General features: G+C 24.9%; 29 protein-coding genes and 1 riboswitch. Of the genes, 23 read left to right on the top strand and 6 right to left on the bottom strand.

From position 1 onward, the window contains the following. The first annotated feature begins 273 nt into the window (after nucleotides 1-273). Nucleotides 274-318, top strand: a riboswitch (PreQ1 riboswitch). 98 nt (nucleotides 319-416) lie between these two features. The 6 genes from ATCC9714_RS09715 to ATCC9714_RS09690 all read left to right on the top strand — a co-directional run bounded on the left by ATCC9714_RS09715 (nucleotide 417) and on the right by ATCC9714_RS09690 (nucleotide 4,186). Further along, nucleotides 417-1,385, top strand: coding sequence for a nucleoside hydrolase (locus ATCC9714_RS09715; RefSeq protein WP_057545137.1), 969 nt, complete (start codon nucleotides 417-419; stop codon nucleotides 1,383-1,385). Nucleotide 1,386: 1 nt separating this feature from the next. Further along, the gene (locus ATCC9714_RS09710; protein ID WP_057545136.1) at nucleotides 1,387-1,944 is read left to right on the top strand and encodes an ECF transporter S component; all 558 of its coding nucleotides are present in this window, start codon (nucleotides 1,387-1,389) and stop codon (nucleotides 1,942-1,944) included. Nucleotides 1,945-1,961: 17 nt separating this feature from the next. Next, nucleotides 1,962-2,651 carry a radical SAM protein gene (locus ATCC9714_RS09705; protein ID WP_021129449.1) on the top strand — a complete coding sequence of 230 codons (690 nt, stop codon included), beginning with the start codon at nucleotides 1,962-1,964 and terminating at the stop codon, nucleotides 2,649-2,651. A gap of 117 nt (nucleotides 2,652-2,768) precedes the next feature. Continuing rightward, complete coding sequence (locus ATCC9714_RS09700) at nucleotides 2,769-3,617, top strand: hypothetical protein (protein WP_021125488.1); 849 nt, start codon at nucleotides 2,769-2,771, stop codon at nucleotides 3,615-3,617. Nucleotides 3,618-3,772: 155 nt separating this feature from the next. After that, nucleotides 3,773-3,955: a hypothetical protein gene (locus tag ATCC9714_RS09695; RefSeq protein WP_021129448.1), complete on the top strand. Its 183-nt coding sequence runs from the start codon at nucleotides 3,773-3,775 to the stop codon at nucleotides 3,953-3,955. 24 nt (nucleotides 3,956-3,979) lie between these two features. Further along, nucleotides 3,980-4,186, top strand: a complete 207-nt coding sequence (locus ATCC9714_RS09690) for a hypothetical protein (RefSeq protein WP_021125487.1) — start codon at nucleotides 3,980-3,982, stop codon at nucleotides 4,184-4,186. A 40-nt stretch (nucleotides 4,187-4,226) separates the two neighbouring features. Here the strand turns inward: ATCC9714_RS09690 and ATCC9714_RS09685 are convergent, their stop codons facing one another. Beyond that, nucleotides 4,227-4,814 (bottom strand): hypothetical protein, encoded by a 588-nt coding sequence (locus tag ATCC9714_RS09685; protein ID WP_057539745.1) that lies wholly within the window; start codon nucleotides 4,812-4,814, stop codon nucleotides 4,227-4,229. A 189-nt stretch (nucleotides 4,815-5,003) separates the two neighbouring features. On the opposite strand from ATCC9714_RS09685, the gene ATCC9714_RS09680 reads away from it, so the two are divergent. Continuing rightward, complete coding sequence (locus ATCC9714_RS09680) at nucleotides 5,004-5,372, top strand: hypothetical protein (protein ID WP_057537116.1); 369 nt, start codon at nucleotides 5,004-5,006, stop codon at nucleotides 5,370-5,372. Nucleotides 5,373-5,398: 26 nt separating this feature from the next. On the opposite strand, the gene ATCC9714_RS09675 is transcribed toward ATCC9714_RS09680, so the two are convergent. After that, nucleotides 5,399-5,644, bottom strand: coding sequence for a hypothetical protein (locus ATCC9714_RS09675; protein WP_021121602.1), 246 nt, complete (start codon nucleotides 5,642-5,644; stop codon nucleotides 5,399-5,401). 98 nt (nucleotides 5,645-5,742) lie between these two features. Then, complete coding sequence (gltS, locus tag ATCC9714_RS09670) at nucleotides 5,743-6,963, bottom strand: sodium/glutamate symporter (RefSeq protein WP_057545135.1); 1,221 nt, start codon at nucleotides 6,961-6,963, stop codon at nucleotides 5,743-5,745. A gap of 130 nt (nucleotides 6,964-7,093) precedes the next feature. On the opposite strand from gltS, the gene ATCC9714_RS09665 reads away from it, so the two are divergent. From ATCC9714_RS09665 to ATCC9714_RS09640, 6 genes are all read left to right on the top strand, one after another. Next, nucleotides 7,094-7,546: a hypothetical protein gene (locus tag ATCC9714_RS09665; protein WP_054630392.1), complete on the top strand. Its 453-nt coding sequence runs from the start codon at nucleotides 7,094-7,096 to the stop codon at nucleotides 7,544-7,546. A gap of 102 nt (nucleotides 7,547-7,648) precedes the next feature. Further along, nucleotides 7,649-8,275 carry a hypothetical protein gene (locus tag ATCC9714_RS09660; protein WP_057545134.1) on the top strand — a complete coding sequence of 209 codons (627 nt, stop codon included), beginning with the start codon at nucleotides 7,649-7,651 and terminating at the stop codon, nucleotides 8,273-8,275. A 219-nt stretch (nucleotides 8,276-8,494) separates the two neighbouring features. Next, on the top strand, nucleotides 8,495-9,619 hold the full coding sequence (locus tag ATCC9714_RS09655; RefSeq protein ID WP_054630394.1) for a putative manganese transporter: 1,125 nt from the start codon (nucleotides 8,495-8,497) through the stop codon (nucleotides 9,617-9,619). A gap of 80 nt (nucleotides 9,620-9,699) precedes the next feature. Continuing rightward, entirely contained in the window at nucleotides 9,700-9,840 is a 141-nt protein-coding gene (locus ATCC9714_RS09650) for a putative membrane protein (RefSeq protein WP_021129439.1), read from the top strand. 104 nt (nucleotides 9,841-9,944) lie between these two features. Next, nucleotides 9,945-11,657, top strand: a complete 1,713-nt coding sequence (locus tag ATCC9714_RS09645) for an ABC transporter ATP-binding protein (RefSeq protein ID WP_057545133.1) — start codon at nucleotides 9,945-9,947, stop codon at nucleotides 11,655-11,657. A 21-nt stretch (nucleotides 11,658-11,678) separates the two neighbouring features. Next, the gene (locus ATCC9714_RS09640; protein WP_057545132.1) at nucleotides 11,679-13,460 is read left to right on the top strand and encodes an ABC transporter ATP-binding protein; all 1,782 of its coding nucleotides are present in this window, start codon (nucleotides 11,679-11,681) and stop codon (nucleotides 13,458-13,460) included. Between the two features lie 79 nt (nucleotides 13,461-13,539). Here the strand turns inward: ATCC9714_RS09640 and ATCC9714_RS09635 are convergent, their stop codons facing one another. After that, nucleotides 13,540-14,043, bottom strand: coding sequence for a hypothetical protein (locus tag ATCC9714_RS09635; RefSeq protein WP_021121496.1), 504 nt, complete (start codon nucleotides 14,041-14,043; stop codon nucleotides 13,540-13,542). A 298-nt stretch (nucleotides 14,044-14,341) separates the two neighbouring features. On the opposite strand from ATCC9714_RS09635, the gene ATCC9714_RS09630 reads away from it, so the two are divergent. The 3 genes from ATCC9714_RS09630 (at nucleotide 14,342) to ATCC9714_RS09620 (ending at nucleotide 17,266) form a co-directional block, all read left to right on the top strand. Continuing rightward, the gene (locus ATCC9714_RS09630) at nucleotides 14,342-15,190 is read left to right on the top strand and encodes a DMT family transporter (protein WP_243130264.1); all 849 of its coding nucleotides are present in this window, start codon (nucleotides 14,342-14,344) and stop codon (nucleotides 15,188-15,190) included. 229 nt (nucleotides 15,191-15,419) lie between these two features. Beyond that, the gene (locus ATCC9714_RS09625) at nucleotides 15,420-16,649 is read left to right on the top strand and encodes an MFS transporter (protein ID WP_244465142.1); all 1,230 of its coding nucleotides are present in this window, start codon (nucleotides 15,420-15,422) and stop codon (nucleotides 16,647-16,649) included. 71 nt (nucleotides 16,650-16,720) lie between these two features. Continuing rightward, nucleotides 16,721-17,266: a flavodoxin domain-containing protein gene (locus ATCC9714_RS09620; protein WP_021129433.1), complete on the top strand. Its 546-nt coding sequence runs from the start codon at nucleotides 16,721-16,723 to the stop codon at nucleotides 17,264-17,266. Nucleotides 17,267-17,295: 29 nt separating this feature from the next. Here the strand turns inward: ATCC9714_RS09620 and ATCC9714_RS09615 are convergent, their stop codons facing one another. Further along, a complete protein-coding gene (locus ATCC9714_RS09615) occupies nucleotides 17,296-18,093 on the bottom strand; it encodes a M55 family metallopeptidase (RefSeq protein WP_057545130.1) in 798 nt (265 codons plus the stop codon). Nucleotides 18,094-18,216: 123 nt separating this feature from the next. Between ATCC9714_RS09615 and alr the strand changes: the two genes are divergently transcribed. The 7 genes from alr to ATCC9714_RS09580 all read left to right on the top strand — a co-directional run bounded on the left by alr (nucleotide 18,217) and on the right by ATCC9714_RS09580 (nucleotide 25,720). Then, nucleotides 18,217-19,308 carry an alanine racemase gene (alr, locus tag ATCC9714_RS09610; RefSeq protein WP_057545129.1) on the top strand — a complete coding sequence of 364 codons (1,092 nt, stop codon included), beginning with the start codon at nucleotides 18,217-18,219 and terminating at the stop codon, nucleotides 19,306-19,308. A 36-nt stretch (nucleotides 19,309-19,344) separates the two neighbouring features. Beyond that, nucleotides 19,345-20,274 (top strand): S66 peptidase family protein, encoded by a 930-nt coding sequence (locus ATCC9714_RS09605; RefSeq protein WP_057545128.1) that lies wholly within the window; start codon nucleotides 19,345-19,347, stop codon nucleotides 20,272-20,274. A gap of 96 nt (nucleotides 20,275-20,370) precedes the next feature. Further along, the gene (locus tag ATCC9714_RS09600; protein ID WP_021129429.1) at nucleotides 20,371-20,871 is read left to right on the top strand and encodes a MogA/MoaB family molybdenum cofactor biosynthesis protein; all 501 of its coding nucleotides are present in this window, start codon (nucleotides 20,371-20,373) and stop codon (nucleotides 20,869-20,871) included. Beyond that, nucleotides 20,855-21,808, top strand: a complete 954-nt coding sequence (moaA, locus tag ATCC9714_RS09595) for a GTP 3',8-cyclase MoaA (protein WP_057545127.1) — start codon at nucleotides 20,855-20,857, stop codon at nucleotides 21,806-21,808. The genes ATCC9714_RS09600 and moaA overlap by 17 nt, the downstream gene beginning before the upstream one ends. Nucleotides 21,809-21,959: 151 nt before the next feature. After that, nucleotides 21,960-23,129, top strand: coding sequence for an L-threonine dehydrogenase (gene yiaY, locus ATCC9714_RS09590; protein WP_054630402.1), 1,170 nt, complete (start codon nucleotides 21,960-21,962; stop codon nucleotides 23,127-23,129). Nucleotides 23,130-23,322: 193 nt separating this feature from the next. Beyond that, nucleotides 23,323-24,042, top strand: a complete 720-nt coding sequence (locus ATCC9714_RS09585) for a hypothetical protein (protein WP_054630403.1) — start codon at nucleotides 23,323-23,325, stop codon at nucleotides 24,040-24,042. 142 nt (nucleotides 24,043-24,184) lie between these two features. Further along, complete coding sequence (locus tag ATCC9714_RS09580) at nucleotides 24,185-25,720, top strand: hypothetical protein (RefSeq protein WP_057545126.1); 1,536 nt, start codon at nucleotides 24,185-24,187, stop codon at nucleotides 25,718-25,720. 71 nt (nucleotides 25,721-25,791) lie between these two features. Here the strand turns inward: ATCC9714_RS09580 and ATCC9714_RS09575 are convergent, their stop codons facing one another. Beyond that, the gene (locus tag ATCC9714_RS09575; protein ID WP_021121406.1) at nucleotides 25,792-26,340 is read right to left on the bottom strand and encodes a hypothetical protein; all 549 of its coding nucleotides are present in this window, start codon (nucleotides 26,338-26,340) and stop codon (nucleotides 25,792-25,794) included. Nucleotide 26,341: the final 1 nt, after the last annotated feature.

Raw genomic sequence — 26,341 nt, 5'->3', positions numbered from 1 at the left:
TTTATATAAGCCGTTTGCAACAGTAATAGAGTAATTAGCTACAGCATAATGTAAGTGTATATTAAAAGTTGAATGCTATTACATAAAAAATAATTTATATTAAAAAAGATTAAACTTTAGATATTAGTCTTTTGCATAATCTAAATATTGAAATAAACGATTATTTATTGTAAAATAAATTTTGTTAGTTTAGTTGTGGATAGCTTTGAAAGACTAGACAAAACCTAAAAAATAATTACAAAACGTTGAAAAATCTAGATAGTTAATAGCTATCTAGGACTTGTTCGAGAACCTCCAAGTATAAAAAACTAAGGTATTTATATAGTGGAAGTATATAAGATGTACCCTTAGCTATGACTTTTTAATAAAAAAGTTGTAAGGTTCTCCTTTATAAAATTTTAAGGAGGAGATTTGTTATGCAAAAAAGAAAGGTAATAATTGACTGTGACCCAGGGATAGACGATTCTCTAGCATTACTATTAGCAATAAACTCACCAGAGCTAGAAATACTGGGCATTACAACTTGTAGCGGGAATGTACCTGCTAAAACCGGAGCAGAAAATGCTCTTTATACACTTCACAGATTTTCTAAAAAACATATAGATGTATATGTTGGAGAAGAAAATCCTATCAAAAGAGAATTAGTAACAGCACAAGATACTCATGGAGAAGATGGTGTAGGTGAAAATTTCTATGAAAAAATATCAACCGAAAAAATCAAATATGATGGAGTAAACTTTATTATAGAAACTTTAAAAAATAATAAAGATGTATCTATAATAGCATTAGGGCCTCTAACAAATATTGCAAAAGCACTAATGAAGGACAAGAAAGCATTTGAAAATTTAGATGAATTTATATCTATGGGTGGTGCTTTTAGAATACATGGAAATTGTTCTCCAGTTGCTGAATTCAATTATTGGGTAGATCCCCATGCAGCAGATTATGTCTATAAAAACTTACCTAAAAAAATTCATATGGTAGGATTGGACGTAACTAGAAAAATAGTACTGACTCCAAATTTAATAGAATTTATGAATAGGCTAGATAAAGATTTAGCTGAATATATAACTCAAATAACCAGATTTTATATTGATTTTCATTGGAATCAAGAAGGTATTATAGGCTGTGTTATAAATGACCCATTAGCAGTAGCATATTTTATTGATAGAAGTATATGTGATGGATTTGAAAGTTATACACAAGTAGTTGAAGATGGAATTGCTATGGGACAAACTATAGTTGACTGTGAAAATTTTTATAAAAAGAAATCAAATAGTATGATTCTTACAAATGTTGATGAAAAGAAATTTATGTATATGTTTTTAAAACGATTATTCCCAAATCATGTTGAAAAAATAAACTCAACAGGAGGGATAATATAAAATGAAAAAAATAACAACTAAGGAATTAACTTTGATAGCTTTAGGAATAGCGTTAAATGTTATAGGTGCGTTTATAGCTCTTAACTTAAGACTTCCAATTTATTTAGATTCAATAGGAACAATATTTATTGCATGTACACTAGGACCTAAATATGCTGTAATAACAGGGCTTTGCGGAAGTATGGTAAGTGGAATGACTTTTGATATTTATTCATTCTTTTTTATGCCAGTTCAGATAACTACAGGGTTAATTTCAGGATTAATGTATAAAAAAGGATTTTTAAATGGGATCAAGACTCCAATAGGAGTATTAGCGTTTTCCATACCTACATCTATACTAAGTGCTATAATAGCAGCATTTGTATTTGGAGGGGTAACATCATCAGGTTCTTCATATATTGTACAGATACTAGGATCCTTTGGAATTGATAAAGTTACTGGTGTATTTTTAACTCAAGTAGTAACTGATTATATAGATAAATTTATAGCTGTTCTTATTGTTAATACTTCGGTAATATCAATTCCAAATTCATATAAATTAAAAGCTAGAAAAAATTAAAAACTGGAGAAATATAAATGGATAGATACAATGAAATTAAAAATAAAAATCAAAGAGAAATAGTTCTACTAAAGGGATTTCCTTGTATATGGGGGAAATGTTCATTTTGTGACTATACATTAGATAATGATGTAAATGAAGAAGAAATGAATAAATTAAATTTTGAGGTTTTAGAAAATGTAACAGGAAAATATAAAGTTCTAGAAGTTATAAACTCAGGAAGTTGTTTTGAACTTCCTAAAAAAACATTAGATAAAATAAAAGAGGTAATAAAAAAACAAGGGATACAAAAACTTTTTCTAGAAAGTCATTGGTGTTATAGAAATAGATTAGATGAAATGAGAGAATTCTTTGGAATAGAAATTATTTTTAAAATAGGTGTAGAAAGTTTTGATTACAACTTTAGAAATAATTTTTTAAACAAAAATGCAAAATTTAAAACAGTTGAAGAATTAAAAAGCTATTTTGATTCTCCTTGTATGATGGTAGGAATAAAGGGTCAGACTAAGGAAATGATTGATAAGGATATAGAAATAGTTTTAAACAACTTTAAACATGCGACCATAAATGTATTTGTAGATAACACATCAAAAATAAAAAGAGATAATGATTTAGTTAGATGGTTTAAAGAAAAATATGCATTTTTAGATGAAAATGATTATATAGAAGTTCTTTATAATAATACTGATTTTGGAGTTGGAGATTAATTGTGGTTAATTTTGGAAAAAATACTACGAAAAATAAAAAAAAGTAAAAAAAAATATTTAACTCAGTCTATATATAGTATAATATAATAAATAGATATAGAACTGAGGTGCTAATATATGGCTAATAGGATAAGAAATATATCCATACTATCCCTTATATTAACAATTGCAGTTAGTATGCTTTTAGGTTGTACATCAAATGAAAATAGAGCTACTATTAAAGCAAGTGAGAATATAGCAATAGATAAATTTAATATCAATATAAATGAAAAGAATGCAAAAGTTTTAGATATAGGAAAGCCACAAAGTGTAGATGAAATCAATAATTCTTCTACAATAGTGGATACTAAAACGAAAGTTACGAATATAAGTGATTTTGATATAAGAAATATACAATTAACACTTAGAGAATATGACAAAGATAAAAATGCATTAGCAAAAACTGAAGCTTTATCTAAAATAACCCTATCTCCAGGAGAAAGTGTATACTTACAGTCTGCACATAAGAAATATGCAAAAACATCAGAAGTAATATCTTATTCATATAATGTATCAAATAAGTTGGTAAGTGTAGATTTATTAGATGATAAAGTTAATATAATAAACACAAAAGAAAAGATAGTAAAAAATAAAAATTATGATATACTTGCAATTTCAGAGCCTAAGATATTAAATCAAGTTGATGGAGGTTATAATTCTGAAATAACTATAAAAAATCTTTCTGATAAAGATATTGGGAGTGTAGTTTTAGAATTAGCAGAACTTAATGGTAATAAAGAGTATACAAACATATCATACGTTGATTCATATGAAGTAATTAAAAAAAATCAAGAAGTAAAGTTATATTCAGTTCACCCAAGTGATGTTAAAAAACTAGAGGTAGTAGGATATATTTATGATGATGTAAAAAATAACACAACAGTTGAAGTGAATTTAAAATTGAATGAAGCTATATTAATTAAATAATAAAAGAAAAAGCCTAAAATTAAAAATTTTAGGCTTTTTCTTTTATTAGAAGGTTAATAAATTAAAAACGTTGAATACAATAAAGTAAAGATATATTTAAATGAATAAAAATATGATTGTCAGTAATAATAATAGTATTTAAGGAGATGGTGATAGTGAGTGAAAAAAAACAAAATTTAGATGACTTAGATTTTTTAAAACTCAATGAAACTTTAGCTAATCCTGAATTTGCAAATTGGTATTACAATCAAGTATTAAATGGAACCGATGCAAATTTAGAACTATTAGGATTTGTGGATATTGTAAAAAATTATTCAGAAGGAAAATATGAAAACTAGAACTCATAAAAGAAGGTGCTTAAAGTGTTAAGGAAGAAAAGAAATTTAAAAAATAACTACAGAAAAATTGTAAATGATAGTTTTGAGCAACAAGATATTTTAAGTTCTTATATGAGTATGTTAAATCAAATGAAAACATGTTCTTATAACAGTATGTGTAATGATATTGATTTATATCACAGATATTGTGATGTTAAATTTGAAGATAATGATTATTTTGATGAATATTAAATAAATAAAAACCTCACTAAATATTTAGTGAGGTTTTTATTTATTTAACATTTTTATTTACTAATTCATATATAGAAATTGTTATTATAGAGGCAGCTAAAGAATCAATCATATCAATCATTGTATCTATAAGCCCTCCAACTTGCATATTAGTTTTAAATAAATTATCAATAGTAAACTCTGCAATCTCCCAAAGTCCACCAATTGCTAAACTAAAACAAAATACGAAAATAATAATAAAGTATCTATTTGTATAATAATTTGGTATCCTGGAGTTGAATATAAAATATAAGTCATATGCAAATAGAGTAGATAAAACACCTGATAAAAAATGCATTATATCATCGTAATTGTGGATTATACCATAAAAATTAAAACTAGAACCTAGATAAGCTGAAAATAAAGTGTAAATTACGATTGCAAATATTAAAATTGGAGAAAATAAAGAGATAGATTTCTTTAATAAGATTTTTATAAATAATGTTACTCCTAAAGATGATAAACATGGAGCTATTTGATAAGGCTTACCAAATAAAATAAAATATATTAAAGATATTAAATAAAATATAGCTAGTATATTTATAGTAATATTTAAATACATATAAGTTTTAGATTTTATATTTAACAATTTTAAACCTCCTTTTGTTTGAAATTGATATTTACTTTAATATAAGGATATTTAATATTATATTATAATAAATAAATTTTTATGTATAGCATAAAAATTCCTAATATAACAATAATTAATTGTGTTTTTTTTATATTTTTCCAAATAATAATATAAATTAAATAAAATGCAATAGGAAAGGAGCTTTTTATGTTAGCAACTAAATTATATAAAAATGTCAAAGAGAGAAAAAATCAAGAAATATTAAAGAAAAAAAGAAATAAAGCTATAAAATTTACAACTATTACAGCTCTTGGGATAGGAGCAACAGTTGGAGCTACTATGATTTATAAAAAAGCTAAATCAAAATACGATGAAGAATATGAAGATTATATGTACAACTTAGAAAATGAAGATAATAATTATGAACAAGAAGAAGAAAATGAATTGCAAGAAAAAATATTAGAATTTAATAGTAATAGATTAAGTTATGAAAATGAAAGTCACCCAACAGTTGAAGAATTAAATAAATTTGTAGATAATGTGGAAGAACAAAATGACTTAGATAATAAAAAATAAAATTAAAACTCCCTAATTAGGGAGTTTTAATAATTTATACCTGCAGATTTTATATTATTTTTATCCATAGAACTACATGGAGTTACTCCATAAGTCATATCACAGTTTGGACATTTATCAACGTGTTTTGACATTGTAAATACTTTCTTACAATTAACGCACTCTATTTCATGAGGAGTTCTTAGTGGGAAATCTCCTTTTTCTTTGCTTCTTACTAAATCAACTACTTGTCTTCCATCATTTTTATCTGTATTTGAACATCCACAAGACATATTAAAAATCCTCCTAGTTTTTAAATTATGAATTTATTATATATTAAATTTAAAGATAAAGCTGTAACATAAGTTACAAAATTTTATAAATTTATGTACTATTTAAAAAAGTTTATAAAAATAAGAATAGTAGGTATAGTAAATATATCAAGTAAAAAAGCTCCAACTAGAGGTACTATGAGTAAGGCTTTATCTGATAACCCATACTTAGATGTTATAGAATTCATATTAGCTATTGCATTTGGAGTATTACCAAGTCCATGACCAATTAATCCAGAAATTATTACTGCAGCATCAAAATCTTTACCTAAAAGCTTAAAACATATAAAAATTGAATAAAATAAAATAAATAAAATTTGAACTAATATAATTATTAGCATAGGACCTGCTAAATTTTTTAAATCAATTAGATTAATAGTCATAAGTGCAAGTATTAAAAACATAGAAAGGGAGATTTCGCTTATAGGATCAAGTATATCAAAATTAAACTTAAATACATTTATAAACTCATTTATATTTCTGAAAAAACAAGCCACCACCATACAGCCAACAACACTAGGTAAAACTATATTTGTTTTTAAATAAAATAAATTTGTAATGAGCTCTCCTAAGCTCATGCATAATAATATAATCAATATTTGTTCTAATATAGTATTAATATCAAAATTTGACGCTCTAAAAGATCTATTTTTATTACTAGAAAAACATCTTAGTTTTGAATTATTATATGTAAGTTTTTTATTTGGCTTTAAATTATGTTTTATAATAAGATATCTAGAAACAGGTGCTCCTATAAGCCCTCCGACTATTACTCCTATAGTAGCAGCAGCGAGCCCAACAGTAACAGCATTTTCTACACCTAAATTCTCAATAGTACTTCCAAAGGCGGCTGCATTACCATGACCACCTTCTAATGAAATAGTTCCACACATAAGACCTATTAAAGGATTTATTTTTATGGCTTTAGAAACTAAAACTGAAATTATATTTTGGGAAAGCGCAAGTACTCCACATAAAAACCAATATGTAAATAACAGCTTACCTCCTTTTTTTATCAACTTAAAGCTAGCACTTAGCCCTAAGATTGTAAAAAAAACATTCATAAAAAAAGGCGTAATTTTATTCATTATATGTATGTTTGATATATCTAATATTATTAGTATTGTATTAAAAAGAGTAAAAAGCAATCCCCCTATGACTGGTGCTGGAATACAAAATTTATTAAAAAAGTTAATTTTAAATTTCAATGTAGAACCTATGAGTAAAAATGTTATACAAAGTATTAAAGTAAAAGTAAAATCTAAATTAATTTCAATCAATATATCACCTCCTTGAAAAATATATGATTAAAATTCAAAATTAATGTACAAGTGATAAATCAGATTTTTATAAATAAATATTAAAATTCAAGAAATAATAAAAATAAACTATAAAAGAAAAGAGGTAAATATGGATAATATGATACAAAAAGAATTTATAATAGATTATTTTTCAAAATATAGTTTTTTTGAAATCGATGATTTTAAGAAAGAAGAAGAAGGCGAGTATATATTAAAAAAGATAAATGAATGCAATAGATTTGACTACAATGGATACACATATAAATATAGTAAATTTAATAATGTAGTTAAAGGTGAGACAAATAAAAATGTAAAAATATTAATAGATGAAAATAACGATACTTTAGTAGTAGATGGAGAGGTAACCAGACTAGATTTGAATTTTAAGTATGAAAAAAAACAATTAGAAGATCATGTACGGATAGCTACAAAAGTATGTAATAAAAACAATGAGTTATCCTGTCTTATATATATAAAGAATGAATATTCTAAAGAGTTTTTAAATTCTTTAGATAAAATAAAGAGTAATCAAGAGAAAATATTAGAAAATAGACTTCAATAATCGACAATTAATAAAAATGGTAAAATTTAAAATAAAATGTTGTTTTAATATATAAAAATAGGGTAAAATAGAAATATAAAAATATATTACGGGGTGACAAATATGCAAAAAATCAACGAAGTTTTAAAATCATTTAAAGACGAATTAAAAGGTATTATGGATACTATGTTAGTTAGTGAGAGAATGAACTCTCAAAGATGTATAGCAAAAGACAGAGATACAACTAAAACTATAATAGATCGAAAAGAAGAACCAAAGCAATTAAGTCAAAGTGAAATGAATAAATTACATAAAGAATTAAGCAAGTTAGTAGAGGATTTAAAAGGAATTGGAGGAGAGTTATTAATAAGCGAAAGATTAAACACTCAAAGATGTATAGCAAAAGATGTAGACACAACTAAAACTATAATAGATCAAAAAGAAAATGAAAATGTAGATATAAATGAAATAGAAAAATTAGCTGAAGAGGCTAAAGGATTAGTTAACACTATGGTAAATGAAGAAAAATTAAATACAGAAACTGATATAGATAAAGATATTAATACTACAGAAACTATAATGGATGAAGAAAAGAATTTAGAAAATACAGAAGAATTTAATAAGTTGATAGAAGAGTTAAAAACGTTAATGTCTACTATGTTAGTTGGAGAAAGATTAAATACTCAAAGATGTTTAGGAAAAGATATGGATACAACTAAAACTATAATAGATCAAAAAGATAAAAAATAAAATAGCAATTGCTATTTTATTTTTTTAATTTTTATGTTAGTAGTTTATAAAATTAATATATAATGTTAATATAAAAATTAAAAAAATGATTAATATTTTTAGGATTAGACTAATATAAAAGTATATAGTTATGCTTAAAATCAATTGAAAAAGAAAATCATTTACAAATAAAAAATCAAATGGTATAATTTAAAAAGTAGATTTAAGGGAGGAATGCGTATGGGTATTTTAATAAATAGTGCTGAAGAAACCTTCCTGCATGTAGGTTCTTTAGTTAGTATATCGATAATATTATTTGGATATATAAATTATAAAACTAGTGGTAATTTTGTAAATATAATAAGTAAAAACAAGAAGTTACAACCAATATTAGGAGCATTACTTGGAGCTCTTCCAGGATGTGGAGGAAGTATAGTTTTAATGCCATTATTTGTAAGTAATAAAGTGACTTTTGGAACTATTATAGCAAGTCTGATTGCCAGCATGGGAGATAGTGCATTTTTAATGATGGCAAGTGATTTTAGAGCATATATATTAGTTACTATTATAAGCTTTTTAGTTGGAGTATTTACTGGATATTTAGTTGATTATTTTAAAATGGAAGAAAAGCTAGAACTACATAAGTGTAAAAATACTAAAAAAAGTAATAAAAAGGAATTAGGTTTAAGATCAGATGAACATGTAAGTTGCGATATAAAATCACATAATAAATTCTATCATATAGCTCAAAAAATAGTTCATGGAGTAGGATATAAGTTATACTTAGCACTATTACTAGTTGGATTTGTATTTATGGTATTAGCCCATTCAGGACTTGAATTTGAATTTATAGAAAAATTACATTCATTTGAGGAACTAATTGCTATATTAGGAATAATATCTTCATTTATATACATGATAATGACTAAAAAAGTTATAGAAAATGAAAATTTTGAAGAAAATGAACATAAATTAATGTCATTAAAAGAAACACTAATTCATTCTGTAAGTGAAATTTCATTCGTAATAGTATGGATTTTTGTAGCCTATATACTTTATGATGTAGTTATATACGTTGCAGGTGGAGAAAAAGCCTTAGTTACATTAATATTAGGGGCTGGGGTCTTAAGTGTATTTGCAGGAGCAATACTTGGTATCGTTCCAGGATGTGGAGTTCAAATTGTAGTTATGTCTTTTTATCTAAAAGGAAGTCTTCCTTTTGCAGCTTTAGTAGCAAATAGTATATCGCAAGATGGAGATGCTTTATTCCCATTACTTGCAATGGATAAAAAATCTGCTATGTGGGCAACTATAATAACTACAATTCCATCTATAATTGTAGGGCTTTTAATATATTATATATAATAAAAAATTAAGTACTATTCTATTAAGTAACATACATATCTATATAAAAGAGAAGAGCTTTAAATAAGTGGAGGATATGTATGAGATGTAATTCTATGGTTGTAGGTATCGCTATTGGATTATTAGCTGGAATATTATTTACAAAACTAAATTTTAGTATTATTTTAGCATTAGGACTAGGTATATGGATAGGTCATTATATATCAAATAAAAAAAACTAGGGATTACTCATTTTCATGAGTAATCTCTAGTTTTTTATTTAATATATAAAATGGATATAATAAAAGTATGGATAATAATATAAATATAATTAGGAGGTGAAAGCTTGTTATATTTAAAAAAATACATAAGGAAATATATATTTTTATTTTTACTAGGTGTAATTTTAGTTACGTTAGAAGCCATATGTGATTTGTTCCAGCCAGCTATATTAGCAAAAATCATAGATATTGGAGTACAAAATAAAGATTTAAATTATTTACTAAATCAAAGTATTATTATGATAGGAATAACTGTACTTGGAGCTATATTTGCTGTACTTAGAAGTATAATATCAACTAATGTATCTCAAAGGTTTGCAAGAGACTTAAGAAGTGATTTATTTAAACATATAAATTACTATTCATTAGAAGATATAGATAAAATAACAAGGGCTTCATTAATAACTAGATTAACTAATGATGTAAATCAGGTACAGCAATTTGTGAATAGTCTAATGAGAATAATAATAAAAGCACCAATTTTATGTATTGGAAGTTTTATTTTAGCTATAAAATTAAATTTAGAATTATCTATAATACTATTTATAGGGATTGTATTAATATTTATTGTGATTATAATAAATTTGAAAATAGGAATACCATATTTTAAAAAAATTCAAATATCATTAGATGATATGAATTCAAATTTAAGACAGTATTTAGAAAATGTGCGTATAGTTAATTTATTTAATCGATTAAAATATGAGAAATCTAAATTTGAAAAAGTTAATGATAATTTAGCTAAATCGACTAAAAAAGCTATGAAAGTAAGTTCAGTATTTAAACCAACTATTACTCTTATATCAAATATAGTGATTATACTAATCTTATATTTAGGAAATAAACTATTTATAAGTAAAAAGATAGAAATAGGTGTTATAGTTGCATATATAAATTATATGGGAAGGATACTTACATCTTTGCTTATGATATCTCATATTTTTAATATATTTATAAGGGCTAAAGCTTCCGGAGATAGAATAATAGAAGTTTTTGATATGAAAGTTGAAAAAGATCAGAAGGCTGAAGTTGAGTTTGGTATTAGAGGAGATATAAAGTTTGAAAATGTAAATTTTTCATATAATAATCATGAAAATACATTAAAGGATATATCTTTTGAAATTAATGATGGAGAACATATTGGAATAATAGGACCAACTGGAAGTGGAAAAAGCACAATTATAAACTTAATCATAAAACTTTATAATATAGATAAAGGAATTATAAAATTTAATGATAAAAATATAGATAATTTAAATACTAAAACATTGAGAAAGTTTATCGGGATAGTACCTCAAAAAAATATTTTATTTAATCAAAGTATAGCTGATAATATAAAGTTTGGAAATAAAAATATAGATACAGAGGAAATAAAAAATATATGTAAAATTTGCGACTGTGATGGATTTATAGAAAGCTTTGAAAAGGGATACGATGAATCTATAGATGGAGGTGGGTCAAACTTATCTGGAGGGCAAAGACAAAGAATATGTATAGCAAGAGCACTGATTAGAAATCCTAAGGTTTTAATATTGGATGATTCTTTCAGTGCTATGGATATAAAGACAGAAAATAAAATTTTAAAAAATATAAAAACTAAACTTTATAAAACTACATTGATAGTAGTATCGCAAAAAATTAACTCGATTATAAATATGGATAAAATAATGGTTTTAGATAATGGGGAAATAGTAGGGTTTGATAGTCATGATAAACTTATTGAAAAATGTCAAGTATACAAAGAAATATATAATTCACAAATATCAATCGATATTTAAATTAATGTAGGAGGATCATATATGAAAGGAAAAATAGAGTCAAGATTTACTCCTAAAAAAAAACCAAAGGATTTAAAAAAAACACTAACGAGATTATTTAAATATTTTAAAGGGGAAAAAGGTATAATTTTATCTATATTTTTGTTAGTACTTTTAGATAGCTTTATAGTTATAATCATACCTTTATTAATAGGTAAAAGTATTGATTTAATAGATTTAAATAATACTAAAAAATCTATTATGATTTTAGTATTAGTCACATTATTACTTTGCTATATAATAGATTCTATTGTAAATTTATTTAAAGAATTTTTAATAGTTGATATGTCACAACGAGTTGTAAGAAATTTAAGAAACTCTGTATTTGAAAAATTACAAAACCTTTCTATATCTTACTTTGACTCTAAAGAAAAAGGTGATTTAATGAGTAGAATAAGTAATGATGTAGATAATATTAGCAGTGGAATCTCAAGTTCTATAGTCCAAATAATAACATCAACTATAACTATTTTAGGAACACTTATAATGATGTATATATTAAGTCCTATTTTAACACTAATAAGCATAATAACTATGCCTTTAATTATTATACTCAGTAAAACAATAGCTAAAAGAAGTAAAAAATATTTTAAATCACAACAATTAGAATTAGGAAGATTAAATTCACATATAGAAGAAGATGTAAGAAATATAAATATAGTTAAATCTTTTAACTATGAGGAAAGTGCAATTTTAAAATTTGATGAAATTAATAATAACTTATTTAAAGCAGCTTTAAAAGCACAAGTTTATAGTTCGTTATTAATGCCTATGATGAATGTTATTACTAATGTAGCCTTTACTACAATTTCTATTGTAGGATCTTATTTATCCATTAAAAATTTAATTACAATAGGAACTATTGCGACTTTTTTAAGTTATACTAAACAATTTACAAGACCATTAAATGAATTAGCGAACTTATTTAATACATTTCAAATTTCTATTGTTGGATGCGAAAGGATATTTGAAATTTTAGATGAAAAAAAACATATAATGAAAGATATTGGAACTATAAACGCAAGTGATATAAAAGGAAATATACAGTTTAAAAACGTATATTTTAAATATGAAAATGGAAAAAATGTATTAAATAATGTTAATTTAACTATAGAACATGGAACGAGTAATGCAATAATAGGAACTACAGGAAGTGGAAAAACTACAATTATAAATTTAATAAATAGATTATATGAAGATTATGAAGGATCTATATTACTAGATAATATAGAAATTAAAGAATATGGAAAACAAAGTTTTTTAGATGCGTTTTCTGTAGTATCTCAAGATATATATTTATTTAAGGGAACTATTTTAGAAAATATTAGATATTCTAAATTAAATGCAAGTAAAGAGGAAATTATAGAAGCTTGTAAAATAGCCAATGCACATGAATTTATAAAAAATCTTAAAAATAAATATGATACATATATAAATGAAGGTGGAGATAATCTAAGTATAGGCCAAAAACAATTGATAAGTATTGCAAGAGCTATTTTAAAAAATCCAGATATACTAATACTTGATGAGGCTACTAGTAGCATTGATACAAATACAGAAAGAAAAGTACAAGATGCTATTAAAAATATAATGAAAAATAGAACAAGTATAATAATTGCACACAGATTAAGTACTATTAAATATTGTGATAATATTATAGTATTAGATAAAGGAAAGATTATTGAAAGTGGATCACATAAAGAATTAATGCAAAATAAAGGAATATACTATGATAGTATACTTGCTACTATTGGCAAAACTTAGTTAAAATTTATATAAATCGTATTAGGAAATTATAAAATAATTAGATTATCCATCTCTCAAACAGAGATGGATAATCTAATTATTTTTCCATATCTTTTAATTCCTTTTTCATTTCTTTGTTTATTTCTTTTATCTCTTTATCTTCACTTTTTATTATTTTACGTTCTTCTTTTTCTATTTCCTTATCTTCTTTTTTCATCTGATGTTTTAATTCTTTAGCAAGTTTATGCTCATCATGTTCTTCTTTTCTTATTTCTTTATCAATTTCTTTAGCTTCTTTTTTACACTCTTTTATTGAGTCTTTATCTTCTTCTTCCATTTGGTGTTCTAATTCTTTAGCAAACTTACGTTCATCATGTTCTTCTTCTTTTATTTCTTTATCAATTTCTTTAGCTTCTTTTTTACACTCTTTTTTTAACTCTTTATCTTCTTCTTTCATTTGGTGTTCTAATTCTTTAGCAAATTTACGCTCATCATGTTCTTCTTTTCTATACTCTTTTTTACTTTCGTGTCTATATTTTAGTCCCTCTAAATCTTTTTTAACTTCATCTTCTATATGTTTTACTTCTTCTTTAAATTTCACTGTTAACATCTCCCTAAAAAAATATATTAGATTTAATTTAAATAGATATTAACACCAAGAAAAGCTATTGTAAATACTTTTAGATTTTCATAGAATGTTTTATATTTTCTTAAATGTTAAATATATTAAAAATGTGAATAAAGTTTATTGTGTTAAATAAATGAGTGAAAATTTTAATGATTATGAAAAATATATTGAAGATGTGTAGTATTTTTATAAGATAACTAATATAATATAATTGTTAGAAAAAGGAGGGAGTGTTATAAAGATTTACAGTGGGGAAATTGGATTAATTTTAGTGTCTTTAATTTGGGGTAGTGGATTTGTATATACACAGTTAGGATTAAATAATGGGCTAACTCCATTTCAGTTAATGACTGGAAGATTTTTCATAGGAGCACTTTTAATAAGTGTTATTTTTTTCAAACAAATTAAAAAAATAGATAAAAAAGATATTATTCCAGGTGTATTATTAGGAGGATTTTTATTTGTAGCATTTTCTTTTCAAACATTTGGGTTACAGTTTACAACCTCATCTAAAAGTGCTTTTTTAACAGCATCCAATGTAGTTATAGTACCATTTATAGGATGTATGTTATATAAGCGAAAACTAGATAAAATTAGTATTTTAAGCAGTTTAATAGCACTTATAGGAATTGGGATTATATCATTAGAAACTAATTTTACAATAGGAATTGGTGATAGTCTAACTTTAATATGTGCAATTGGATTTGCTATGCATATATTTTTGACAAGTCAATTCACAAAAAAACACAATCCAATCGTATTAACATGTATTCAAATGATAACTGCATTTTTACTTTCATTGATATTACAAATAATAGCTGGAGAAGTTAATGCAGACATTAATATATCAACTATGTCATCAATTTTATTTTTAGGTGTATTTAATACTACTATTTGTTTTTTAGGGCAAACAATATGTCAAACTAAAGTCGATGAAACTAAAACAGCGTTAATTTTATCGACAGAAGCTGTATTTGGAATGCTATTTTCAGTTGTAATAGCTAATGAAGTAATAACAACAAAGATGATAGCAGGTAGTTTATTAATTTTTATAGCAATTATTTGTGCAGAGACAAAATTAAAGTTTTTGTTAAAAAGTGGAAGTTATCAAAATACATAGGTATCTATTTTGGAAGTAAAATAGGTAAGGCAATAAAAATTTAAATTATAAAATGAATATTTTAAAAATATGAGTTTTTATTTGTGTAAATTAAAAATATTGTGTAAATTGGTTTTAAATAATCTTTTAAAAACTTAAGTTGATTAATATTAATTATAAACAGGCTATCTTAAAATAAAATTAAAAGGTAGCTTTTTTATTTTAGAAAACTAATATGAGGGTGGAGAAAATGAATTTTAAAGAAATATTTGAGACTTATAAAGGGTTAGAAAAAGAAATATATATATTATTTATTGGAAGGATTGTAAATAGCTTAGGAGCATTTGTACACCCATTAATGGCCTTGATTTTAACTCAGAAAATAGGAATGTCAGTTGCAGAAGCAGGTATGTTTGTAACTATGTTATCTGTATTTCAGGCACCATGCATGATATTAGGGGGTAAACTAGCAGACAGCATAGGAAGAAGAAAAGTAATAATAATATTTCAATTAATGGGAGCTATAACATTAATTTCTTGTGGATTTATGAAGCCATCAGTTTTAATGGCAAAATTAATGATATTATCATCTTGTTTTTACTCTATATCTTCTCCTGCATTTGAAGCTTTAAATGCAGATATAACGAATATAGATAATAGAAAAGCATCATATTCTTTGCTTTATATGGGTACTAATATAGGTTTTTGTATAGGGCCAATAATCGGTGGACTTTTATATGAAAATTATTTGCCTGCAATATTTATCGGAGATGGAATAACAACTTTACTAGCTTTAATATTAATAATAATATTTGTTAAAGAAGGTATTAAAAATAGCAGTAATGATGAAAGTACAAAATGTTATAAAAATGATTTAGAAAGTAGTGTTGATGGATCTGTTTTTAAAGTTCTTTTAAAAAGGCCAGAACTTTTATTTTTTGCTATGGGAATTCTTATGTATTACTTTGCTTATTCACAGTGGGGATTTGCTTTACCTATTCAAGTTGAAAATGTTTTCTTAGAAGATGGAGCTAAGTTTTATGGGATTTTAGGGGGGGTAAATGGGATTATTGTAATAATATTAACCCCAGTACTAACATCTATAACAAAAAAAATTAATATATTAAAAGTTGTATCGATAGGTGGGGTATTTTATTCAATTGCATTTGCTATGTTTGGATTTGCAAATAGTTATATTATATTTATCATAGGGATAATAATAATGACTATAGGAGAGATACTAATAACTATAAATCAAGGAACCTTTATAGCAAATAACACTCCCTCATCTCATAGAGGAAGAATTAGCTCTATACTACCTTTAATATCAGGTTTTGGGTTTGCAGTTGGGCCTATGATTATGGGAGATATTATAGAGAAGTATAATTCTTTAACAGGATGGATTATAATTTCTATTATATCTTTTATTGGAGTATCAATAATGATATTTTTAGAAAAATTTACAAAAATAAAAAATTAATTAAAGGAAAAAGAGAATAAAAGTCATATAAATATAATTATTATGTAAATTTTGCAAAATGAGGTGTTTATATGAGTAATAAAATTGCCGTTATATATAAAACTAAATATGGAAGTACTAAAAAGTATTCTGGATGGATAGCATTGAATTTAGATGCAGATTTATATGAAGTTTCAGATATAAGATCAAAGCATTTAAAAGAATACGACATAATCATATTTGGAGGAGGATTATATAGAGGTAAAATCAATGGAATAAACTTTATAGATGACAATTTCGAAAAACTAAAAAATAAAGAAGTTTATATTTTCACAGTTGGTATGGAAAATATAAATGAAGATAGAAAAAGTAAAATTATAGAAAATAATTTAAAAAACATTAAACTAAATAAAAGTAGGCTTTATAACTTTAAAGGAGAATTTGAATATAAAAATTTAAACTTTATAGATAAAATTTTAATGAAAGGTTTAAAAAGTGTAATAGAGAAAAAAGGTATTAAAAATCTAACAGAAGAAGATAAATATATACTCGAGGGATTTAACAATAAAGTTGATTTGTCAAATAAAAAATCAATAAAGATATTAATTGAAGATATAAACAAATGTCAAAAATGCTAATGATAATTTAAATTATCATTAGCATTTTTCTAAATAAATAAAAACATTCTTAAAAATTCATAGTAATTATTTGTTTCAAACAAAATTGTTGAACTATTAATTAACTTACATCCTGGATAAAATGAAGCTTTGTAAGCATCAAAATGATTTTTAAATTTTATTTCGATAACAAAAACTGTAGGAAGTTTTATTAAATGCCTAGATATATCTCCAGATAAGGCTTCTTTAACTCCAATCCTAATCTTTTCTAAAGCTAAATCAGGATGTATAGAAATAGATGCATTACCGATTCCTTTAGAAACAGGAACTGTTACTATATTGGGGTTTAAATCTTTTGCGCTTTTACAAAGTAGTTCGTCTCCGCTTAAAAATGCTACGGGAACATTATAGTAGGCACTAGTATAAGCATTTATTGTGAATTCAGAGGCTATAGTATCATTAATTTTTATGTAGTCATATTTTGAATGGTTCATAGTATGAGCAAGAGGATTTCCATTTTTACCACCACCACTGTGATAGCCTATGAATAAAGTAGCATCAAAATCATTACTTATACCAGCCATCATAATATGTGGATTATTTGCCCAACCCCTTAGTAGTTCAGTATTTTTAGGAAGATAAGAATGTTGAATACTTCGTGCGCTTCCATGAGCATCTTTTACTAGTATATAATCACAGTTTAAGTCATTGGCACCTTCACAAGCACATCCCACCTCTTTAGACATCTGTATTTGATGATACTTTCCTAAGCTTGAATTAAGGTTAGTTTCTTCCCAGTTTACAATTCCGCATGTTCCCTCTATATCAGCACTTATGTATATTTTCATTAAGACCTCCTAGGTATAAAAATTAAAATTCTTTATTATAGATATAGTTATCAATACAAACAAATATACATAGTTATTATCAATAAAAATATTAAATTAAAAAAATACAGTGGAGGTGTGTAAATGACTCTTCTAAGACATACACATGTTGAAATTGATTTAAGTAAAATAAATCATAATATAAATGAGATAAAAAATTTTATAAATGATGAAACTAAATTAGCAATGGTAATAAAAGCTAATGCTTATGGACATGGAGCTATCGAAATGTGTAAAAATATTAACCTTAAAAATATAGATTATATATGTGTTGCTACATTAAGTGAAGCCTTAGAACTTAGAGAAAATAATGTAAAACTTCCTATTTTAGTTATGGGTGATATACCAAAAGAGCATTTTAATCTAGCTTTAAAAAATGATATAACAATAACTGTTTTTTTATTAGAGCAAGCTTATAAAATAGATGAAGAAAGTAAAAGATTAAATAAAAAAGGGAAGATCCATATAAAGATAGATACTGGATTTAATAGATTAGGTTTTAAACTAGATGATAGCATAGATGAATTAAAATTAATATTTAGTCTAGAAAATTTGTATATAGAAGGGATTTATTCACATTTAGCACTTGTAGATAAAAAAATGGATTATATACAATTTAATAGATTTAACAATATTATAGATAAAATTTCTAAATACAAAAATATTCCTATAAAACACATTTGTGATAGTATTGGAATGGTTGCATACAAAAATTTTCATATGGACATGGTTAGAGTAGGAGCTAGCATATATGGATATAACAGTAGAGAATCTAGCTTGAATTTACAAGAATCAATAACTTTTAAATCTAAAATAGTTCAAATAAAAAAAGTCTATAAAGGGGAAGGAATAGGATATGATTACTCTTATATATCTGATAAAGATAAATACATTGGGATAATACCATGTGGATATGCAGATGGTATTCTAAGGCAATTATCAAATAAAGGTTATGTAATGGTTAATAATAAACAATGTGATATCTTAGGAAAGATTTGTATGGATCAAATGGTGATTGATTTAAGTAATTTAGATAAGAAGGATTATGATAAAGATGTGATTTTTTATGGCGAAAATGGGCCCAGTATTTTAGAAATAGCTAGCTTGTGCAATACGAATAGAAATGAAATAATGAGCCTTATATCTAAAAGAGTAGAGAGGGTATATAAAAAATAGAATTTAACAGAGTAAACTTAAAAAAGGGGGAACAAAATGATATTTCCAAAAAAGTTAGAAAAGGGAGATACAATTGGAATTATATCACCATCTAGTCCATATAAACCAAAGTCAAAAGATTCATTATATGAAGAGTTAGATGAAGTAAAAAAAACTATTGAAAGTTTTGGATATGAAGTAAAATTGGGAGAAACATGTTATTTAAACTATAAGGGATATTTAGCAGGAGATGATGAAAAAAGGGTTAAAGATATTGAATTTATGTTTAATGATAGAAATATTAATGGAATTTTATGCCTTAGGGGCGGATATGGAACTCCTAGGATACTTGATAAAATAAATTACGACATTATAAGAAATAATCCAAAGGTTTTTATAGGATATTCAGATATAACAGCACTTCATATAGCATTTAATCAAAAATGCAATCTAGTAACATATCATGGTATTATGGCTTCAACTTCACCTAATTGGGATGAATTTACTTATAAATCATTTATTGACATGATAAATATGGAAGATAAATTAGAGTTGAAAAATCCTGATAATGAGAAAATATATACAATAACAAATGGGCAGGCTAGAGGTAAAATAGTAGGAGGAAATTTATCTTTAATAGCAAGTACTATAGGAAGTGAGTATGAAATAGACGTAAAAAATAAAATTTTATTTATAGAAGAAATCGGTGAAAATATTTATAAATTAGATAGAATGCTAACACAATTGGAACTGTCTGGAAAATTTGAACAGTGTAGCGGAATTATTTTTGGAGATTTTGAAAAGTGTGAGAAAGAAAATGAAGATGACTTTAATATATATGATTTATTAATAGATAAAGTTAAAAACTATAAAAAACCATGTATATATAATTTACAATCTGGACATTGTAAATCTATGATTAGTATGCCCTTAGGTGTAGATTGTTTTTTAGATGCTAGTAATAAAGAGATAATATTAACAAAATAAAGAATTAAAACTCATGTAACTACATGAGTTTTTTTGTTATATTAAAAAGAAATATGATAAAATTAAAGTTATAAAAATGTATAAGAGGGTGGATATATGTTTAATGTTTCTATTATAACTTTAAGTGATAAGGGTTCTAAGGGAGAACGAGAAGATATAACAGGAGAAAAACTTATTAAATTTATAAATAATACTAAAGATTATAAAGTAAAATACTATAATATGATACCAGATGATAAAGAATTACTTAAATCAGAAATTATAAAATTATGTAATTCTAATATAGATTTAATACTTACAAATGGAGGTACAGGCTTTTCAAAAAGAGATGTAACTCCTGAAGCTACAAAGGAAGTTATAGAAAGGGAAATACCAGGAATTAGTGAGTATATAAGAATGGAGTCATCCAAAATAGTAAAAAGAGCTATATTAAGCAGAGGTATTAGTGGAATAAGAAATAATACGGTAATAATAAATTTACCAGGTAGTCCAAAAGGAGCTATAGAAAGTATAGAATTTGTTATAGATATAATTGGACATGGAATTGAAATTTTAAAAGGTGAAGCGGTGGAGTGTGCAAATGATAGACCAGTTTAATAGAGAAATTGACTATTTAAGAATTTCTTTAACAGATAAGTGTAATTTAAGGTGTATTTACTGTATGCCTGAAGATGTAGAAAATAATTATAAGATTAATCAAATGGATGTTGAAGAATATAAAACTATAATAAGAGTATTTTCTAAAGCAGGAATAAAAAAGATAAGATTTACAGGTGGAGAACCATTAGTATATAAACATTTAGAAGAACTTATAGAGTATACAAAAACAATTTGTAACATAGAAAACATATGCATGACAACAAATGGAATAGGGCTTTTAGAAAAAATTGAGGATTTAACTAAAAAAGGATTAAATAGCATTAATATAAGTTTAGATTCTCTAAATGAATATAAATATAAACAAATAACTGGTGGAGGTAACTTAAATAAAGTTTTAAAGTCTTTAGAAAAATGTATAGATTTAGGTTTGAAAGTTAAAATTAATTGTGTATTAATAAAAGGAATCAATGATGATGAATTAAATGATTTTATAAATTTAGCAAAGAAAAAAGATATTGATATAAGATTTATAGAATTGATGCCACTTGGAGAAGGAGTTAAATTTTTTCAAGATGGATATATAAACTTAAACGAAACTTTAGCTAAATTTAGAAATCTAGATCCTATTAAAGTTAATGAAAAAAGTGTAGCTCAATATTATAAAATAGAAAATAGTAAAGGAAGAATAGGAATTATTACTCCTATGAGTTGTTCTTTTTGTGAAAGTTGTAATCGCATAAGACTAACATCAAATGGTAGTATTAAATTGTGTCTACATTCAAATGAGGAAATAAGTATAAAAGAGTATTTAAAAGATGAAAATAAATTCTTAGAATTTATAAATAAAATCATTTATAATAAACCAGAAAAACATAATTTAATAAAAAATGAAAAAAGTGATACTAAAAGAAATATGTATCAAATTGGAGGTTAAAAAGCTTGTATATTTATAAATATACAAGCTTTTTGTTTTGAAAAATTTGAAATAAGATATACATATAGTAAAAAATGGTATATAATATAATTGTGTTAAATAAAAAACAATCAATGCGTTTTAAAACATAATATCAAGGGGGTAAAACAATATGAGTTATGCATTTTTTATGCCAAACATAAGTTTAATGGGACCAGGATGTGTTAAGAAAATATCAGAGGAGATAAATTCAAGAGGTCTTAAAAAAGCCTTAATAGTATGTGGTAAAAGATCTTCAAAAAGTGAGGAGTTTAAAGGGGTAACTGATCTTTTAGAAGAAAATAATATAAATTATGTAGTTTATCCAGGATCACAACCAAATCCAACTGTAAAAAATGTAATGGATGGAGTTGAAATTTTAAAAGAAAACGATTGTGACTTTGTAATATCTTATGGAGGAGGTTCTCCACACGATTGTGCAAAGGGGATAGCCTTAGTTGCTACAAATGGAGGAAACATAAAAGATTATGAAGGAATAAATAAATCTAAAAAACCTCAACTTCCATTAATATCAATAAATACTACAGCAGGTACTGCATCCGAGATGACTGTTTTCTCAATAATAACAGATGAAGATAGACATGTAAAAATGGCTATAGTTGATAAAAATGTTACACCAATACTTGCAGTAAATGATCCAGAATTAATGGTTAGTATGCCAAAATCACTTACAGCAGCAACTGGTATGGATGCATTAACTCATGCAGTTGAAGCTTATGTATCAACAGCTGCTACCCCTGTAACTGATGCATGTGCTCAAAAGGCTATAGAGCTTATAAGTCAACATTTAAGAGATGCTGTAGAAGATGGAACTAATATGGAGGCTAGGGATATGATGGCCTATGCTGAATATTTAGCAGGTATGGCATTTAACTCAGCTTCACTTGGATATGTCCATGCAATAGCTCATCAACTTGGAGGCTTCTATAATCTTCCTCATGGAGTATGTAATGCGATTTTACTGCCAGAAGTTCAAGAGTTTAACTCTAGAGTAAGTAGTAATAAGCTTAAAGATATTGCTAAGTTTATGGGAGTAGATACAAGTAATATGAGTGATGAAGAAGGTGCAAAATCTTGTATAAATGCTATAAGAAAATTATCAAGTGATGTAGGTATTCCATCAGGTTTAAAAGAATTAGGTGTGAAAGTAGAAGATTTTGATACTTTGGCAGATAATGCACTTAAAGATGCTTGTGGATTAACAAACCCAATAAAAGCAACTCATCAAGATGTAAAAGAGATATTAAGTAAAGCTATGGGAAAAGAACCTGAATTAGCTTAAAATAAATAGACATAAAAAAGATTATCATAGGTTGATGGTAATCTTTTTTATGTCTATTTTCAATTAAAATCTAATATATAAAATGAATATATAATTTGTAAAATAAATACAAATGTAACTATTTCTTGTAGAGATACATATTATTTAGAGTAGAAAAAATTCTATAAATAACCTAGATTATACAGGAGGAATTATGAAAGATAAAAAAGTAATTTTTCATATTGGATTTAATACATTTGAGTTTGATTTTGTTTTTAAAAATAAAAATATTGAACCACCTAGGTTAACAAAAGAATGGATTGATTATAGAATGGATGTATTTATGAAACATACGTATAAAAGTCTTATCAACCAAACTAATCAATCTTTTACAGCTGTAGTAAACTATGTAAAAACAAGTGAAAATTTGGTTTTTGAAGCTTTAAGTAAATACCCTAAACTTGCAGAAAATATAATATTTACATGTGAAGGTGAAAAAGTTATAAAAGATTTGATTTCAGACTATGAATACCTTTATATGGTTAGATTAGATAGCGATGATATGTATCATCCAAGTTTTGTTCAACAGTTAATTGATTTTAATGATAACTCAGTTCAATGTATAATAAATCAAGAAGGGTACGTTTATGATATAAATGCAGATAAGCTAGGATTATGGTATGCGTTGTCACCTCCATTTTACACTCATATTTATAAAGTAGATGAATACCTAAAAGGATATAGACATAAGCTGGAAGGCGGTCATTTAGGAGCTATAAATTTGAATCACAAAGTTTTACAAAAAGGAAATTTTATGGTAATAATACATGGAGGAAATACATCTACAACCTTTAGCAATCACAATTGTACAAAATCAGTAATAGATGATGAATCACTTAAAAAACAAATTTTAAATGAATTTAATCTAAATTAAATAAAAATTTGTTTTTTAAAGATAGAACTTTAGAAATAGAAATTACTGGAGTGATATAAACTCTAGTAATTTTTTATTTAAGTATTACTAAAATATTGAAAACAATTAGATTAATAAATAAGTTATAAGGAGTATATTATAGATGATAAAACCTATAGATGTTTTTGAAAAACATAATATAACGGAAGATATAAAAGTTATTATAACTGATTTAAATAGTCAAAAAATATACAAAACATATGATATCTCTCAAAACGAAAAGTATTTAATTGATGATAGTGAGATATTAAGTAGGCCATGGAGTTATTTGTACAAAATTCAAGTTAAAAAAGATAAATGGATTGATAAGATAAAGAATCAAATTTTTATCGATTTAGAATATATAACCAAATTGTTAATGGATAAAAGTGAAATAGAAGACCTAAAATGGATTTTAACTTCTGATTTATGTTGTATACCTTTATATTCACAAAAACTTTTTCTACCTAAAATACTAGGTATAATAAATGATTATATATGGAGAGATTATGGAGCTTATCATAAAAATATAGATATCTTTACAAAATTTATATTGGAAAATTTAAAATATGAACACTGTTTTATTACTGAGATTTGCTTATATTTAAAAGGTATTGTAAGTTTAAAAGAAATACTTAAAAAACACAATATAAGATTAAATTGGCATGAATACATTTTTAAAAAATTATATAATGAATCAAAATATAAAGGTATTATAAATGATTTAAATGATTTATTAAAAGAGTTTGAAGAATATATAAATACTTTTATGTCAGCAAACGTAATAGCAGGTAAGATTTATGATTTTATAGGAAAAAGGAAAGTTGCTGTAGAAAAGTATAAAAATGCAATAAATTTAGATTATTCTAAGTTAATATATTACTTAGGTGATATGTATATATACACTTATAATATAACAAAAAAAATAGAGATTGAGAAAGAGAGCAATATTAAGGTTATAGGAAATAAGATTCCTCAAAGCGACACTACTATACTATGTTCTTTAGATATAAATTACTTAAGATTATTTGGACCGCAAATAATGGTTATGTGCAACCAATTAAAACAACAACATGTGCATCTTCACATAATTGGTAACGAAAATGATTGTATGGATATAATAAAAGAGTCTATAGATTTAATGAAAAATATATGTGAATTTAGTAAAAAAGATATTCAAATACCTAGTTTCTCCATTGAAAACATAAAAGAGAATATAAAAGATAAAAAAGCATTTTTTGCATGTTCAAGATTTATACATGCATTAGAGCTAATGAATACGTTTAATAAAGATTTATATATTATGGATGCAGATATGATGATGATAGATTCACCATATGATTTTTTTAAAAAATCAAAAGAACATGATATGGTTTGTACGACAGTTAGTGGATTTGATTATTTTTCATCATGGAAAAAATTTAGTATAGGAAATATATATTTTAAAAATAACGATAAATCTAAGTTAGTTTTAAAGTTGATGAGAAATTATATTCTTGAAAATATATATGAAAAAACTGCATGGACATTAGATCAAAACGCAATTTCATATTCAATTGATTATTGTAGAGATAATAATATTAAAATAGATATAGTAAATGCATGGACTTTAGGGCTACCAACTAGACAAGGCACTATAAAACAACAAATTATAGGTTAGAAAATACCCCTATAAAAATTTTATAGGGGTATCTAGTATAGACAAAATATATTTAATAAATTTTTTATAGTCTATAAAATGATTTTTTCAGTCTCTAAAATTACTAAATCTTCATAATTATTATTTTTTATCAGTCTAGAGTACACCACTATGCTATACAATCCTGGTGATAAATTATAAAATGTATGGGTATTTGACTGTTTATACCAAATCTTTTCTATAACTATGTTATCTTTTTTTAAGTAGTATGCAAAATGTTGTTTATGAGGTTTAATAGGGCATAAAGCTTTAATTGTAATATCTGAATTAGTTTTTATTACATCTAAACTATCAATATAAACAAAATCTTCAATAAAATCTAAGATATTTGAATCAAGCGTTGCAATATGAACAGAATCTTTAAAAACTAAGGCAGAAATTTTAAAATTAGAATATTCGTTAGGATAAAATGAAAATGTGGAGTTTGAAGATATCGAACTTGTAGATAGTATAGAACCATTTTTATATACAATATATTGATAAGTATAGTTTTTGTTTTTAGGTAATATAGATACAGTAAATGGTTTATTAAAAAATAAGCTTCCTTGTAAAATCTGCAAAATATTTAAATCTTTATTCATT

The organism is Paraclostridium sordellii, from assembly GCF_000953675.1.
In the GTDB taxonomy this organism is placed as follows: domain Bacteria; phylum Bacillota; class Clostridia; order Peptostreptococcales; family Peptostreptococcaceae; genus Paraclostridium; species Paraclostridium sordellii.
The sequence above is the reverse complement of the archived record's forward strand: the minus strand, read 5'-3'. Positions and strand labels throughout refer to the sequence as shown.

Bases quoted from the DNA above. Each gene is read 5' to 3' on its own strand.
- ATCC9714_RS09715 (WP_057545137.1), top strand. From the start codon at position 417: ATGCAAAAAAGAAAGGTAATAATTGACTGTGACCCAGGGATAGACGAT.
- ATCC9714_RS09710 (WP_057545136.1), top strand. From the start codon at position 1,387: ATGAAAAAAATAACAACTAAGGAATTAACTTTGATAGCTTTAGGAATA.
- ATCC9714_RS09705 (WP_021129449.1), top strand. From the start codon at position 1,962: ATGGATAGATACAATGAAATTAAAAATAAAAATCAAAGAGAAATAGTT.
- ATCC9714_RS09700 (WP_021125488.1), top strand. From the start codon at position 2,769: ATGGCTAATAGGATAAGAAATATATCCATACTATCCCTTATATTAACA.
- ATCC9714_RS09680 (WP_057537116.1), top strand. From the start codon at position 5,004: ATGTTAGCAACTAAATTATATAAAAATGTCAAAGAGAGAAAAAATCAA.
- ATCC9714_RS09675 (WP_021121602.1), bottom strand. From the start codon at position 5,644: ATGTCTTGTGGATGTTCAAATACAGATAAAAATGATGGAAGACAAGTA.
- ATCC9714_RS09665 (WP_054630392.1), top strand. From the start codon at position 7,094: ATGGATAATATGATACAAAAAGAATTTATAATAGATTATTTTTCAAAA.
- ATCC9714_RS09660 (WP_057545134.1), top strand. From the start codon at position 7,649: ATGCAAAAAATCAACGAAGTTTTAAAATCATTTAAAGACGAATTAAAA.
- ATCC9714_RS09655 (WP_054630394.1), top strand. From the start codon at position 8,495: ATGGGTATTTTAATAAATAGTGCTGAAGAAACCTTCCTGCATGTAGGT.
- ATCC9714_RS09650 (WP_021129439.1), top strand. From the start codon at position 9,700: ATGAGATGTAATTCTATGGTTGTAGGTATCGCTATTGGATTATTAGCT.
- ATCC9714_RS09640 (WP_057545132.1), top strand. From the start codon at position 11,679: ATGAAAGGAAAAATAGAGTCAAGATTTACTCCTAAAAAAAAACCAAAG.
- ATCC9714_RS09625 (WP_244465142.1), top strand. From the start codon at position 15,420: ATGAATTTTAAAGAAATATTTGAGACTTATAAAGGGTTAGAAAAAGAA.
- ATCC9714_RS09620 (WP_021129433.1), top strand. From the start codon at position 16,721: ATGAGTAATAAAATTGCCGTTATATATAAAACTAAATATGGAAGTACT.
- ATCC9714_RS09615 (WP_057545130.1), bottom strand. From the start codon at position 18,093: ATGAAAATATACATAAGTGCTGATATAGAGGGAACATGCGGAATTGTA.
- alr (WP_057545129.1), top strand. From the start codon at position 18,217: ATGACTCTTCTAAGACATACACATGTTGAAATTGATTTAAGTAAAATA.
- ATCC9714_RS09605 (WP_057545128.1), top strand. From the start codon at position 19,345: ATGATATTTCCAAAAAAGTTAGAAAAGGGAGATACAATTGGAATTATA.
- ATCC9714_RS09600 (WP_021129429.1), top strand. From the start codon at position 20,371: ATGTTTAATGTTTCTATTATAACTTTAAGTGATAAGGGTTCTAAGGGA.
- moaA (WP_057545127.1), top strand. From the start codon at position 20,855: ATGATAGACCAGTTTAATAGAGAAATTGACTATTTAAGAATTTCTTTA.
- yiaY (WP_054630402.1), top strand. From the start codon at position 21,960: ATGAGTTATGCATTTTTTATGCCAAACATAAGTTTAATGGGACCAGGA.
- ATCC9714_RS09585 (WP_054630403.1), top strand. From the start codon at position 23,323: ATGAAAGATAAAAAAGTAATTTTTCATATTGGATTTAATACATTTGAG.
- ATCC9714_RS09580 (WP_057545126.1), top strand. From the start codon at position 24,185: ATGATAAAACCTATAGATGTTTTTGAAAAACATAATATAACGGAAGAT.
- ATCC9714_RS09575 (WP_021121406.1), bottom strand. From the start codon at position 26,340: ATGAATAAAGATTTAAATATTTTGCAGATTTTACAAGGAAGCTTATTT.